The sequence below is a fragment of the Bacteroidia bacterium genome (assembly GCA_027493955.1).
In the GTDB taxonomy this organism is placed as follows: Bacteria; Bacteroidota; Ignavibacteria; order SZUA-365; family SZUA-365; genus JAOSJT01.
Genome location: JAOSJT010000001.1, coordinates 1,762,866 through 1,777,281, shown reverse-complemented (window position 1 = coordinate 1,777,281; position 14,416 = coordinate 1,762,866). Strand labels below are relative to the sequence as shown.

General features: G+C 58.2%; 10 protein-coding genes. 8 read left to right on the top strand and 2 right to left on the bottom strand.

Translation table 11 applies throughout. From position 1 onward, the window contains the following. The first annotated feature begins 72 nt into the window (after window positions 1-72). The 8 genes from M5R41_06980 (at window position 73) to M5R41_06945 (ending at window position 12,726) form a co-directional block, all read left to right on the top strand. Window positions 73-759: a toxin-antitoxin system YwqK family antitoxin gene (locus M5R41_06980; protein MCZ7556127.1), complete on the top strand. Its 687-nt coding sequence runs from the start codon at window positions 73-75 to the stop codon at window positions 757-759. A gap of 355 nt (window positions 760-1,114) precedes the next feature. Then, window positions 1,115-4,696 (top strand): hypothetical protein, encoded by a 3,582-nt coding sequence (locus M5R41_06975; protein MCZ7556126.1) that lies wholly within the window; start codon window positions 1,115-1,117, stop codon window positions 4,694-4,696. A 55-nt stretch (window positions 4,697-4,751) separates the two neighbouring features. Then, window positions 4,752-5,405, top strand: a complete 654-nt coding sequence (locus tag M5R41_06970; protein MCZ7556125.1) for a T9SS type A sorting domain-containing protein — start codon at window positions 4,752-4,754, stop codon at window positions 5,403-5,405. A 906-nt stretch (window positions 5,406-6,311) separates the two neighbouring features. Next, the gene (locus M5R41_06965) at window positions 6,312-8,249 is read left to right on the top strand and encodes a sigma 54-interacting transcriptional regulator (protein MCZ7556124.1); all 1,938 of its coding nucleotides are present in this window, start codon (window positions 6,312-6,314) and stop codon (window positions 8,247-8,249) included. Between the two features lie 885 nt (window positions 8,250-9,134). After that, window positions 9,135-9,722, top strand: a complete 588-nt coding sequence (locus M5R41_06960) for an OsmC family protein (GenBank protein MCZ7556123.1) — start codon at window positions 9,135-9,137, stop codon at window positions 9,720-9,722. Between the two features lie 272 nt (window positions 9,723-9,994). After that, on the top strand, window positions 9,995-10,705 hold the full coding sequence (locus tag M5R41_06955; GenBank protein ID MCZ7556122.1) for an NAD(P)H-binding protein: 711 nt from the start codon (window positions 9,995-9,997) through the stop codon (window positions 10,703-10,705). 290 nt (window positions 10,706-10,995) lie between these two features. Further along, entirely contained in the window at window positions 10,996-12,180 is a 1,185-nt protein-coding gene (locus tag M5R41_06950; protein MCZ7556121.1) for an isocitrate/isopropylmalate family dehydrogenase, read from the top strand. 303 nt (window positions 12,181-12,483) lie between these two features. Continuing rightward, complete coding sequence (locus M5R41_06945) at window positions 12,484-12,726, top strand: hypothetical protein (protein ID MCZ7556120.1); 243 nt, start codon at window positions 12,484-12,486, stop codon at window positions 12,724-12,726. Between the two features lie 300 nt (window positions 12,727-13,026). On the opposite strand, the gene M5R41_06940 is transcribed toward M5R41_06945, so the two are convergent. Both M5R41_06940 and M5R41_06935 read right to left on the bottom strand, forming a co-directional pair. Then, window positions 13,027-13,659: a cobalamin-dependent protein gene (locus M5R41_06940; protein MCZ7556119.1), complete on the bottom strand. Its 633-nt coding sequence runs from the start codon at window positions 13,657-13,659 to the stop codon at window positions 13,027-13,029. Beyond that, window positions 13,659-14,087 carry a hypothetical protein gene (locus M5R41_06935; GenBank protein MCZ7556118.1) on the bottom strand — a complete coding sequence of 143 codons (429 nt, stop codon included), beginning with the start codon at window positions 14,085-14,087 and terminating at the stop codon, window positions 13,659-13,661. Before M5R41_06935 ends, M5R41_06940 begins: the two co-directional genes overlap by 1 nt. Window positions 14,088-14,416: the final 329 nt, after the last annotated feature.

Here is a 14,416-nt window from a genome sequence, read left to right as displayed (position 1 = left end):
TGTCCTTCCGCTGAATCTCTCCTCTGTACGATCCCGCATTGTGGCATTCACTCGCTTCGCGGAGTCGCTCCCGTGTTCGTCGTCATCGTAATGCTGCTGTTCATCACTCTGGTTCCGCACGGTGCTGCCTTCGCGCAATTTCCCCAATCCCCGAACAAACTCGACGAGAAAGGGAGGCAGCAGGGACGGTGGACGCTGTTGTTCGACAAAGACATGAAGCCCGTCGCGCATCCGGACTCGGCCGCGTTTTACTCCGTGCTGACCTTTGTGAACGGAACAGTGGACGGCGTTGCAACGACGTACTTTCGCGGCGGCGGGAAAATGAGCGAAGTCACGTACAAAAAGGGCAGGATTGAAGGCACGTCCCGCGGCTGGTACGAATCCGGCGCCAGGGAATTCGAGACACCGCATACAAACGGGCTCCCGCACGGCAAGGAAACGATATGGTATCCCGACGGGAAGAAGCGGAGTGAAGCGTTGTACCGCAACGGCAAGGAGCACGGCTCGCAGGTGGAATGGTATCAGAATGGCAACAAGAAATCCGAAATACCGTTCAAGGATGGCGTGATCCACGGCACCGCACGCCGCTGGTTCGCTTCCGGGCAGATACAGACGGAAATTCCGCACAGCAACGGTCGTGTGCACGGAACGCGCATCGACTGGTATGAAAACGGGAAAAAGAAATCCGAGATCCGCTACAGCAACGGTCAGCGGCAGGGGAAGGCGCGGGAGTGGGATGAGCAGGGGAATCCCAAGTGAGCATAGGCGGGCGGTCCGGTTCTGAGGGGACGAGCGGATGAGAGGGAGTGCGCATCCCTTCGAAAGGGAATTATTCCGCACACGAAAAAAATGTGTACAAACTTGACATACACGCAAGAGTTTTGTAGCTTGCGCCGAAATACCCGCAACCAGATAAGAAGCACCCGCGACGGAAAACCTCTCCGAGGAGATAAATAATCTTTCGTCGATAGTCGTCGCCGTGTGAATGTACGGATCGCCAGACGCACCTCCCTATACACGCTCCTTTTTGCACTACAACAACACCCGATCGTCGTACGGTCGTCACTGACCAATGGCGGCGCATCGGTCATGTCCCGTATTGACAGGAGGTCGTATGAACACTCGATTACTACTCATGATTCTGTCGCTTGTCACCTGCACTCGTTTCGCTGCGGCCCAGGAATGGACCGCGCGTTACGGCAGCGCTGCCGGCGTGCCGGATGAATGCGCGCGCATGGTGACGGCGAATGAGCGCGTGTATCTCACCGGCGCAACTTTTGGCGCGGCGGGAGATTGGAATATTGTCACGCTGTGTCTCGACCGCACCGGTGCTACCATCTGGGAAGAAGAATACGGCACCGGGGGCGATGAAAAGGCGGCGTCCATCGCCGTGGATGGAAACGGCAATACCTATGTGCTCGGCTCGGTCTTTGAAAGCGATATGCGATGGCATGCCATACTGCTCAAGTACGATCCAATGGGTGTGCTGCAATGGTCGAAAGTATTTACCTCCTCGGCCACCTCCAGCGATATTCCGGTGGATCTGGCGGTGCTCTCCAACGGCAGCATCCTTGTCGCCTCGGCTTCCACCATGCCGGATGCTTCGGTTGTGTCGGTGGTGACGGCGTTCGACGACGACGCCGACCAACTGTGGTCGGATACCTACGCGGGAAATGGGAACGCCTGGCCCATGAGCATCGCCGGAGGCTCGCATGCCGCGGTGGCGGGGAGTACAGGCGGGGGAAGTGACGGCGACGCGTTCGTCATCCGTTTTAACGCTGACGGTACCCGGGCTTGGGCAAATATCTACGACGGCGGTTCGGGGCACAGCGAAGTGTTCTCACAAGTCGCGTTCGATTCGCAGGGGACAATACTGTGCGCAGGCTGGACAGAAACCGGCACTGCGTCGTCGGAGGTACTGTTCGTGCAATACAATGCCGCCGGAACGATGACCGACTCCGAGGCTTACACGCCCGGAACGGACGGCCGACACAGGGCAACAGCAGTGAACGCAGACATGCATGACAATCCGCTGTTGGCCGCCCGTATAGACGCGGGCGGTGGGGACTTCAACATGTATCTCAACCGGCGCGGACCGGATGCCTGGCAACGCATCCACGCTCCTTCAGGAGGTGCGGCGGGTGATCAGAGCGCGCCGTCTTTTCGCGGTGCGAGTACGGCGTTCGCTTCCGGTGATGGGCAGCTCACCGTCGTGTGGCATAGCGCGCAGGATAACCTCGCCATGCGCGATGAACTGAGCTACAATGTCTATGTCGCGACAAGCTCAGGCGGACAGAATTTTTCCACGCCGACAACGGTGATTCATGGCGCTACCAAGGCCGTGATAGGAGGCTTGCTTCCCGGTGAAACATACTATGTGGTTGTCCGTGCGGTTGATTTCTCGATGAACGAGGACTTGAATGCGCGCGAATCGAGCGTACACCTCGATTTGCCGCCGCTCAGAGTCGTGACAAGTTCTTTACCGGATGCCACGCCGGGAACGGCGTATTCAACAGTACTGACAGCCGAGGGGGGAACGCCCCCGTATCGCTGGTCGTTGATGAGCGGCGCGCTTCCTCCCGGTGTTTCCTTTGCCGAAGACGGCAGCATCAGCGGCACTCCGCTTGACGACGGCACATCGCCGCTTGTGGTGCGGGTACATGATGCTTCGGGGGACTCAGCGGATGCACAGCTCGACCTCGTTTCGGTGACACCGCCCGCGCTCGATGTGCAGGCGGATTTGACGCTCCCCGGAGGTGAGTACTGGTATTCCACGGTCACGGTAGCGTCATCGGCCACTCTCACTCTCTCCGGCAATGTTGTGATTCACGCGGTGGATGCGGTCCGGATCGACGGGGTTGTGCTCGGCCTCTGTGCCGTGATCGAGCTTCGTACGACGGAATCGTTCACCCTGGACGGAAGCATGTCGAACGTTTGCACACCGCCCGCTGCCGATCCACCGGATATCCGTATCGTGGCGGACGGAGAATTGAAGATCGGTTCATCTCCTTCACCGGATCCGGCGATCATTTCCGACGGCGATATCATGATCACCGATACCTTCACCGAAGACGCGGATCTGACGCCGATTTCCCTTGAGGAAATTCGATCCGGCGGAGTCACAGCAGAGACTGCGCACGCCGCTTCGGCTCAGGTCGCGCGCGCGGGACGGGCCGGTGTCAATCGTCCCGCTCAGGCAAGACGGGGCGGGACAACCAGCGTCGCAAGGGATGGCGACATTGATGTGAACGTCAATATGAACGCCGCAAATGGCGCCGACGCGGGTGGTGGAACCGTTGTCGGCGGCAATGGCGGTACGTTGAGTTTCGCGTCACGGAATGGTACTCTTACCTTTGCCGCCGGCACTGTGCTGAGCGCCGGGGATGGAGGCAAGGGAGCGTCGGTCGTTGCGACAGGGTGCCCCGCCGTCGCGGATGCATCGGCCAGTAAGGGCGGTAGGGGCGGATCCATACTCGTCGGAGGCAACTCGGTCGTGTTTGGTGCCGGTGTTGTCCTGAACAGAGGCAATGGCGGCATGGGCGGCGACGCAACGGCCACCGCCGACGCGGCGCCGGGACCATGCGCGAACGGCTGCGATGCGACCGCGACTTCGGGCCCCGGCGGTGAGATGGGAGGTATCGGCTACGTTCTCACACTTCCCGGTGCCGGCATCGTTGGCGCCCCGACCGAAGGTGGCGGCAACGGCGGCAAAGGTGGTAAGGCCACGGCAACCGCATCGAACGGTACGGATTGTCCCACATGTCCCGGAGGAAAAGGCGGCGATGGTGGAACCGCCACCGCAACAGGAGGCAAGGGAGGCAACGGCGCAACCGGCAATATCTGGCCGATCGCTGCCGGCTCGCACAAGGCGGGTGATGGTGGCGACGCCGAAGCTACGGGAGGTAAGGGTGGCAAAGGAGCAAACTGTTGTACGCCGCCGGTACCCGGTGGAGACGGTGGGAGCGGAAAATCCGCGACCGCAACAGGAGGCGACCCTGGAACAAAAGGAAAGAATCCCGGCGTCCCGGGCACTTATACCGCGCAAGGAGGAAGCGCCGGCGCCGGAGGCGACGGGAAAGGCCCGGGTGCAGCGGGAGGCGTTGGCGACGGAACAGGTGTCGGAACGGCGGGAACCGAAGCGGATGGTACTCCAGCAAACGGAGGGGTCTTTTGCTTCAACATCCATTTCTGGTTCATCTACTTCAGCACGCTCCCCGATGGTTTTATCACACCCGGCATCCCCATGAAACTCAAGGCCTGCCCGACGCAGGATGTGAATTCTCAGGAAGCGGAAGCGGAAGTCTCATTCCTGACATACGATGAGAATGGCGGAAATGACGTTATGTACCAAAAACAGAACGACGATGTGATTATCGTCAGCGGTGGATTGAAAATCAACCCCGCGGGGACGGATCACCCGCAATTTCCCGGCGCCACCTGGTGGAGCGGCGGTTTGCAACTGCAGTTCATGCTCATGAATCCGTCGCAGAGCGGACAGGTTGCCATTCATGGTCTCGATGCCCAGGGCCTGGTGATCGGACAGACCGTCGTCCAGGTCGGTCCATCAAGTCCGCCTGTGGCGAGTGTCGCATTGCAGGCGCCTCAGGGGACTGTGTATCATCAGGTCGTAGTCCGTACGACGGTTCCCATCCGTTTCAATCACTGGTGGATGGCCGGTTGGTTCATCGATCCGTGACGCACGTGCTACAATCACACAATCGGTTCAGAGACGAAATTTCAGGAGATCAGCAATGACGTACAGACATCATTTCCCTATAATCGTCGTGTTCCTGGCGCTCATGTCGGTATGCACCGTGCACGCGCAAGGGCTGGATATACCCTTCTCCGTGACCTCGGACGAAAACGGATACGTGTACCTGGCGGGAAGCAGCGTTGACGCGGACGGACGAGCGAATATACACATCATCGCCTATGACACCGATGGAACGGTGTGGCGCGAGTTTACTCTTCCCGCTCGTGGGATTGGCCATGCGGATGTATCCGGTGTGGCGTTAATAGATTCCCTGCTTGTAGTCGCAGGTACCATGGTGGCTTCGGCAGGGGATCTCGACATGACTGCCGCAGGCTTTCACAGGCCGAGCCTTGTCTCCGCGGACGAACCCGGACTTCCAATCCCGTCGATCGTCCTCGAACAGAGCTACCCGAATCCGGTACCGCGGGGCGCCACGGTGCGCATCAATTACACCACAGGCAGCGCGGGTCACCTGGCGGTGCGCGTGCTGGATCTGTTCGGTCGCACTGTCGCTGTATTGGCCGACAGGCATCACTCTCCCGGATCCTACAGTGCCGAATTGCCAACGGCTCGATTATCCGCCGGGGTGTATCTGTATGTGCTGACCGCATCCGATGCGACCGAAATCCGGCGACTCACGGTTCTGAGATAGCGCTTCCGGCGGATAACCGCAGAGTTTGTCCATCCCGTGCAAGGTGCTTACGCAACGTCAGCACACTTCGATCGTTCCGGAGCTCCCAACTATGCGCGGGGTGCTGCTATGACTATCAACAAAGAATCCCGTATCGTGTCGGACATCTCGCGCGGGAATCGCTATTGTGCGCTGGCTCGTGTCTCTGACCCCGAACCTGCGCGGCCCCAATCCGCTGGAAGGAGTCAATGAGGAGGTGATTGCCGAAACTGCGGCACGCCTCCTTCTTGATCCTTACGAATGGGTATCTCTATTTGTGAGCGACGCTCGGGTGTGGCGGACGCTTGCGCGTGCGTACAAGAACGACGTGCGCTGGATGAAGACATCTGACACGTCACACTGTTTCGTGTTCTGAACACGGGTGATCCACCTATGGTCACACCGCGGGAACTGATCGGAAATCACCTGCAATGGTCTCCCGCCGACCAGGTGATTGAAGTCGCATCCGTATATGGAAGAACGGTGTACCGGGATACGTGCCCCGCATTCAGAGAATTGTACAAAATCCGACAATACGATGTGCGGTGAAAACGTACTGGCCTTTGCCCGCATGCATGTGTCTCGCTGTCTCGCGGCACCGAAGGGCGACCTCCCGATGCGGGGATGTATCGTACGACAATGCAACTCTTTCATGTTCGCCTGATCGCTTGTCATCGTTCGATTGTGCGTGGCACCCGTTTTTTTTATCTTAGCACGAATCCACGAGTATATGCTATCGGCCCAGCCGGACGGTCGGGATATTCTCTGCCCGCCGGAAGCGGATTGCTGTAACTTCATGACCGGGTGGCATTGCGCATCCCTGCTCTGTGCAGGTGGCGTATATCCCTTTCGAAGGAAACATGCCGGAGGTGTGCAGAAATGAACGGTATGGATGAGACTCACCAGAGACACGATGGCGACGAAGCCGTTCTTCGTGCGCTTGTGCATGGTACCGCCGCAGAGACGGGGGAGGACTTTTTCCGTGTTCTTGTACGGAACCTCGCAATGGCGCTCGGAACCAGCGGCGCATGGGTCACGGAATATCTCGATGAAGCGCGTCGGCTGCGCGCGCTGGCCTTCTGGCATGACGGCTCCTTCGTCCCGCACTATGAGTACGAAGTTGCCGGCACGCCCTGTGAACCGGTCATCCGGCAGCGCGACGTGTTTCATGTACCGGATCGCGTCATCGAGCTCTTTCCGGACGATCCCGATCTGCCGCCACTCCACGCGGTGAGTTATCGGGGGGCTCCCTTGCTCGATGTGGACGGAAGCGTTCTCGGTCACCTCGCCATCCTCAACGACAAACCCATGCCCGAACGGCAGTATGATGCGGATCTCTTCCGTATCTTCGCGGCGCGCGCGGCGGCCGAATTGCGACGATTGCGCGCCGAAGCGCAACTGCGCGAGCGGGAGCAGCAACTCAACAGTCTGCTGGATGCGGCGATGGATGCGATCATCGAGATAGACGGGCGCTGCAACATAACACAGGCCAATCCCGCCGCCGAACATCTCTTTCAGACAGCGCATCGCGGCCTCCACGGCCGCGCGATCCGACCACTTCTTTCCGATGAGAGCCGCGAGAAACTCGACGCGCTCATGACCTCCTTCGCTACCTCCCGCGATGGTCGCCAGTCGCTCTGGATCCCCGGAGGATTGACACTGCTGCTCGCGGATGGAAATTCCTGCCAGGCCGAAGCGACACTCTCGAGGCATCTGCGCAAGCAGCACGTGCTGCATGTGCTGATCCTCAGAAACATTCGGGACCGTCTCGACGCGGAGAAACGTATCAACGCGCTCACCGCCGAAACGGAGTATCTGCGCGGGGAGCTGCGCGCGATGCAGAACTTCGACGAGATAATCGGTGAGACGCCGGCTCTGCTTCGGGTGCTGCATCAAATGCGGCAGGTCGCGGCAACCGATGCTACCGTCCTCGTGCTCGGTGAAACCGGCACGGGGAAGGAACTCATCGCACGCGGCATTCACAACGCGAGCAAGCGGAAGGACGGACCCCTGATCAAACTGAATTGCGCAGCCATCCCCGCCGCACTGATCGAAAGCGAACTGTTCGGACATGAGAAGGGCGCGTTCACCGGCGCCACGGCGAAACGCGACGGACGCTTTGTGCTCGCAGACGGGGGAAGCATTTTTCTCGATGAAATCGGTGAGTTGCCTCTCGAACTGCAGGCCAAACTGCTCCGCGTTCTGCAGGAAGGAGAGGTCGAAGCCGTCGGCAGCGCGCACACCGTGCATGTGAACGTGAGAGTCATCGCGGCCACGAACCGCGACTTGCGCGATGAGGTCGCCCAGGGAAGATTTCGCGAAGATCTCTTTTATCGGCTCAACGTGTTTCCTATCCGTGTACCCTCTCTGCGTGAGAGACGCGACGATATAGCGATGCTCGCGGGTCATTTCGTACGCAAAGCGAGTCAGAGCATGGGAATCCCGGTGGATGACATCGCGCCCGAGGATGTCGCACTGCTCAGGAGCTATGATTGGCCCGGAAATATCCGCGAGTTGCAGAATATCATCGAACGCGCCGTTATCACTTCACGTGAGGGACGCCTCAATTTCGCCCGCATATTTCCGGAGGCGAACGGACTGGGAAGCACGTCGGAGCACACCGAGTCCGCGACAGCGAATCCCGTGATACTCAACTATGCCGAGCTCAAGCAGATCGAGAAGGAAAACATCCTCCGTGCGCTCGAACATGCCGGCGGGAAAATCGCCGGACACGACGGTGCGGCCGCGCTGCTGGGCGTCCCGTCCACCACGCTCGCCTCACGCGTCAAGGCTCTCGGGATTCGTCCGCCGAAACGCAGGGAGTGACCCTCTCCACCTGCTATTATCCGCAGTCACGATCTCCCGCCAACACCCCAGACCCCTTGCGAGCAGGGGCGCCCGTCCGGTCCGCATTGCCGTACCCGTTATCACGGCCTTCACCACCGCGATCCCTCACTGAGAAGGGAATGGCGTCTCCATGAAGCTCCCACATATGCTGCAAAAGTGGGCGTTCCATGAAGCTCCCACATGTGCTGCAAAAGTGGGCGTTTCATGAACCACCCACATGTGCTGCAAAAGTGGGCGTTACCAGGACTGCTTGTCTGGTGCAAAAAGCAGGATCGTGGGCAGCGTCACTCTTTCTCAGAGTCTTTGCGCCTACCGAGCGTAGTCGAATAGGCGTTTTTGCGTTCATTCCCCTCCCTGAATGTGTATTCCGGTCCAAAGCGACCACTGATTCCGATTGAAAGCGACCACCGATTCCGATCGAAAGTGACCACTGGTTCCGAAGTTATCGGACCAGATTTTGCCATTGATCGGAATGGCTGGTCGCTTTCGTCGGAATACGCACCCTGAATTTTACTTGGGCGTTCGATGGACTTCGATGCCCGTGCGGCAAGGGAATATCATCGAAAAGCTCCCATTCACAAAAAAATAGACACTCGATATCGCGATCCGATCTCTCGCGGCAAATTATTCAGTCGAACACAATGCACCTTGCGAGATTTCGTCATCCCCGCGTACGACATTTCGTGAATAACGAAATTTCGTGTCTGCTCCTCCGGCGTAAGCTGGCGCTAAAGTATTGTCGTTAAAAGAGTTAACCGGCCAGGACAAGTTTGGCACGGTACATGTAGCTCTTTGTGTCGGGTAGAGAAAATCGAATATCACCCAACAACCATTTTTACTCACAACATACACAAGGAGTGTATCATGCAGAACCCAACCATCATCAACGGCGTGAATGTAGACGATCTGTCCATGACCATGGACGTCATCCGCGAGAATCCCGCCATCGCCAGCTTCCAGTTCCGTGCCAAGAACGAATGGGTGCAGGGCGGTTTGAACCAGACCACCATCAGCGATTTCTACGGTGCCTGTGAGCCGCAGAAACATAAGACCACCTTCGTCTTCAAGGCCGACGAGCCGGCGGTGCTCCTGAGCACGGACGAAGGTGCCAATCCCGTCGAGTACGCGCTCACCGCTCTCGCATCCTGCGTCACCACCGCCATGGTGTATCACGCCGCCGCGCGTGGTATCAAGCTCGAATCCGTGGAATCCACTCTCGAGGGTGATCTCGACATTCATGGACTGCTCGGCATGGACGAGAACATCCGCCGCGGCTACGAAAGCGTCCGCATGACCTTCAAAGTGAAAGGCGACATGCCGGAGGAGGAACTGATGGAAGTGCTCAAGCTCGGTCCCACCTTCTCGCCGGTGTTCGACATTTTCACCAACAAAGTCCCGGTCACCGTCATGATGGAAAGCAACGGCGAACCGATGATGATCATGCAGGGCTGATAACCGCTATCTTCGGACCGCGCATCCCTGATGCGGCACCCCGTACGGTGTCGCGTCAGGGATCGCGCGTTTCCGGAGAAACCGTTACCCTTTGTTGAAATCGCTGCCGGGAGGAAACATTCAAACTGAATAATCTTCTATGCGGATGCAACACCGCAGGAATCAGGGAAACAAGATTGCCCTTTGTCCGTACACCGAGAGTACAACCACATGGCGTTCGTGTTTCCCATTGATGAGACGACAAGGATGCCGCGCATGAAACACAAGGAGATATGATGAACGGAAAACGTATTTGCATCGTCGGAGCTTCAGGGAAACTGGGGAAATACATGGTACGCCACGCGCTCGAACGCGGCTACGAGGTGGTCGGCGTATGCCGGGCGAAGAGCGTGCCGAAGCTCGCGGAGTTCAGCGACAGAATGCAGATCATCCCGGGAGCGACCGACGACCGCGAGGTCATCCGTCGCGCGGTAGCGGGTTGTGACGGGGTGCTCACCGTGCTCGTGCCCTGGGGCGTGCGGCAGTACTCGTCCGGCACCGCACAGGCGGTGCTGGATTACGCTGAAAAGGATGCACGACTCGTATTCTCCTGCGGCTGGCATATCACCCGGGACGGGAAAGACCGCTATTCGGGCTCCTTCAAAGCGTTTCTGAAATTCTTCACCATGCTTGCGCGTGTCCTCCGCTTCGCCGAAATAGACGATCAGGTGGAAGCGTGCCGTCGCATCTTCGCGAGCGACAGGCGCTGGACCGTCGTGCGCGGCAGCGATCTCGAGGAGGGCGGCAGCGAAGGTCTTCCGGTGTGGAGCCGGCATGTCGGCGATCCCGTGCTCGCCAGCAATCGCACGCGCCGCATCGACTTCGCGCTGTTCATGGTGCACGCGCTGGAGGACGACACCCTCATACACGAAGCGCCCGCCATTGTCGGCTGCCGCACGGCTTCGGCGATACAGCACGCGGAACCGGCGCACGCGACTTCCTGACTGCTCAACCTCGTATCCGTCGTGCCAGGGTGTGCGTGTCGCACAGTGCGTTCATCATCATGTAATCGGGGAACGCCGGACCGGTGTCGCGGGGATGGTCGCAAAAAACTTCGTGATGACCCAGAGCGAACGTTCCGTGACGAATCCGGGTATCCGCAAGTGCGGACGACGCAGGCGGGAGTGATTTCCCGCCTTGCGCTTTCTATGCTCTTCCCTCGCTGCTTCGTATCTTGCAGGACACTCCGAAAGGAGTTTCAGACCAACTACGCTCACTCTGCAAGGACCTCTGTATGAAACGCACCATTGTCGCAATGCCCGGTGACGGAATCGGTAAGGTTGTGCTTCCGGAAACCATTCGCGTGCTCGACGCCGTCGGCTTCGACGCCGAGTATGTCAACGGCGATATCGGATGGGATTTCTGGTGCAGCGAAGGCAATCCGCTGCCTCAGCGCACGATTGATCTGCTCGAGGAACATAAGGTCGGTCTCTTCGGCGCCATCACCTCCAAGCCCAAGAACAAGGCCGCCGCGGAACTCGCGCCGGAGCTCCGGGACAAGGGTTTCGTGTACTACAGCCCGATCGTCACCATGCGCCAACACTTCGATCTCGATATCTGTATCCGTCCCTGCAAGGCCTTCCCGAACAACCCCCTCAACTTCATCCGCAAGGCGGCGGATGGTGGTTTCGAAGAACCGGACGTGGACGTCGTGATATTTCGGCAGAACACCGAAGGGCTTTACGCCGGCGTGGAGTGGACCGATCCGCCGCAGCAGGTGTGGGACGCGCTCAACACCCACCCGCGCTTCAAGGCCTTCGCGGACGTGCCCGGAGAGGACCTCGCCGTCTCTACGCGCATTTTCACGCGCAACGCCTGCCGACGCATCGTCACCGCCGCGTTCGAGTACGCGAAAACCTATGGCTACAAATCCGTCACCATTTGCGAAAAGCCCAATGTCATACGCGAAACCTCGGGCATGATGGAAAACGAAGCCGCCATCATCGCGAAGCAGTACCCGGACATTCAACTGTGGTCCACCAACATTGACGCGCAGATGATGTGGCTGACAAAGAATCCCGAAGACTACGGCGTCATCGTGGCCGGGAATATGTTCGGCGACATTGTATCCGACGGTTTCGCCGGTCTGGTGGGCGGGCTCGGCTTTGCGTGCAGCGCAAACATCGGCCGCGAAGTGGCGGTGTTCGAACCCACGCACGGCTCCGCGCCCAAGTACGAAAAACTCGATCCCTCCATCGTCAATCCCATCGCCATGGTGCTCAGCGCCTGCATGATGCTGGATCACATCGGAGAGACGGACAAGGCGGCGCGTATCAGATCCGCCGTAGCCGGGGTGATTTCCGATGGCAAGGTTCGCACCTATGATATGCTCAAGCTTGCGGGCGGCCCGGACGTCTTCAGCAAAGGTGCGGCCACCACACAACAGATGACCGACGCCATCATCGCGCGTCTCGGTTGATCTCTCGGTGCCTACCCGCGGTCATAGACCATAGACGATAAACAAGCAAGGAGCATTGAAAATCGGGTGCGACTGGTGTTGGATCAGAAGACGCTCCCGAATCCCCTGGCATGTTGAGGCAGACGCTTCGCCATGCACGACAGGCATGCGGAGACGACATGCGCGTCCGGCGTTCAATGCTCCTTGTCATTAAAAGGCAGGACAATCATCGATGCCATTTCAGGAGGTTATATGGATGCTGCGGACAAGGATCTCTCATCCTTCGTGAACTTCGAGCGGATGATTTATGCTACGTGTTTAACGATGTCAGCGTTTTTCGGGAGCTTCGCCGGGATGCTGCTCGCATACTTTCTCGTGCAGGGACCGCCGCTGGATGCCACGCTGAACATGGCGATAGTACCTTACTCGTTAAGCATGTCCTGGGTACTGGTGAGCGTGATGAGACATCGTGGCGAGATGAAATGGAAGGAGTGCCTCTGGACCATGCTTCTTTCCGTCATCCCCGCCCTCGTGTATCATGTCCCGTTTCGCTTCTTCCATACGTAGGCGAAATTCGGGGATCGTTAATCGTTAAAGGTTAAATGTTAAACGATCCGGCGGTATGATATACATACTGCGAGATGCAGATCCCCACATCGTTCCGTCGGAAACTGCTCACATCGCACGTCGTACATCGAAAATCGTAAGTCGTATATCGTAAGTCGTAAATCGTAGGTCGTACATCTCACATTTTTTTCCCTGCCATGACGAGTCGTCGACTTTTTCCGAGCGTCCGATTGACCGCACGGAGTAAGCTTAATCCGCCAAATCGAAAATCGTAAATCGTACGTCGTAAATCGTCAGTCGTCAGTTCCCTAGTGTTTTTGCCTGTTCAAGGCCCTCCGTCAATGAGCCGGCGAACATGGTGACGTAGGGTGCGAGGACGGCGCGCACGCCGGGCATGGCAATGCCGCCCAGCATGATGGGGAGGGAGGGGAGCACCTTGCGTATGTCGCGAAGCAATTCTTCGGTCTCCGGGAGACTGGTGATGGACTTCATGGTGAGGCAGAGCAGATCCGGCTTGGCTGCATTTATCCCCTGAATAAGGTCATATCTGGGAATAGAGGCTCCATAATTGAGCACGCGCCAGCCTTCGCGCTCCAGCATATTCGCAAGCATGGTGGAGGCCACATCATGATGCTCGTTCGGTACGCAGCCGATCATGGCTGTCTTCCCGTTCTTCTTCGTGTTCGTGGTGGCAAAGGCCTTGTACGCCAGGATCTGCTTGACGATTTGCGTAGCGACATGCTCGGTAACGATGGTGTCGGTGTTGTTCTCCCAGTTGCTGCCGATACTGTTGAGTGCGGGAATGATGATGTCGTTGTACAATTGCGTATCGGGGAGGTGCTGCTGTTCCCATTCCTGGACGAGTGCGAAACATCGCCGGCGATCACCCGCAAGCAGGCAGTCGAGGAAGAGTGAGAGTTGCTCGTCTTTCATTACGCTTGTACTCCTATGATGCGGGATTGCTCACGGTGTTGCAGAGCGGTGAGTGCGGATGCAATGCCGTCGCTGTTGTGATGCTCCATGAATGCATGTGCGGCGATTTTGGAGGCATGCAGCAAGGACGGCAGGAATGCGGGAGGGAAGCCTCTGCTGAGCAAAAATCCCCGCAACCAGTCCAGATACTCCAGTATCGCTGCCGGGATGCGATAGCGCGCAGTGGCGTGGAAGTTTTCCAGAAATATAAGCGCGCTCTCGCGAGCAATGCGCAAACGCTCACCGTCCTTGAATACCGCGGCGGCCTCCTGAGAACGTGCCAGCCGCTCGAGCACCGCGGCGAGGATCTTGTCCTGCTGCCTGTGAAATTCCTCCAGATCGTCCGGAGCGATTCCGTTGAAGGACACGTGTTCGATGACTTCTTCCATAGTGATCCGGCCAATTGTGTGGAACGGGAACAAAAAACAAAACACTATGATGGGGAGAAAGAGTTTCACGAACAAGGCAAAAACGCGAAAAATCGAGTGAGCATCCGCCTGCACAGCCACAGCACACTGTGCGGCTTTCTACTGTGTGCATTTCGCTTCCTTCAGCAGTGACCTCGTTCAGCGCTTGCGGGGGATTACCGGTGCGGCGGGGTTCTCCCTTCGGGCAAGGGTGTCCTTCCGCAACACGCGCTTCGGGAACTGGGCGTCTCACGGAAAATCCGTATTTTCCTCGGAGAGAATTCCATCCGCACACCCACCCCGGAGATGAA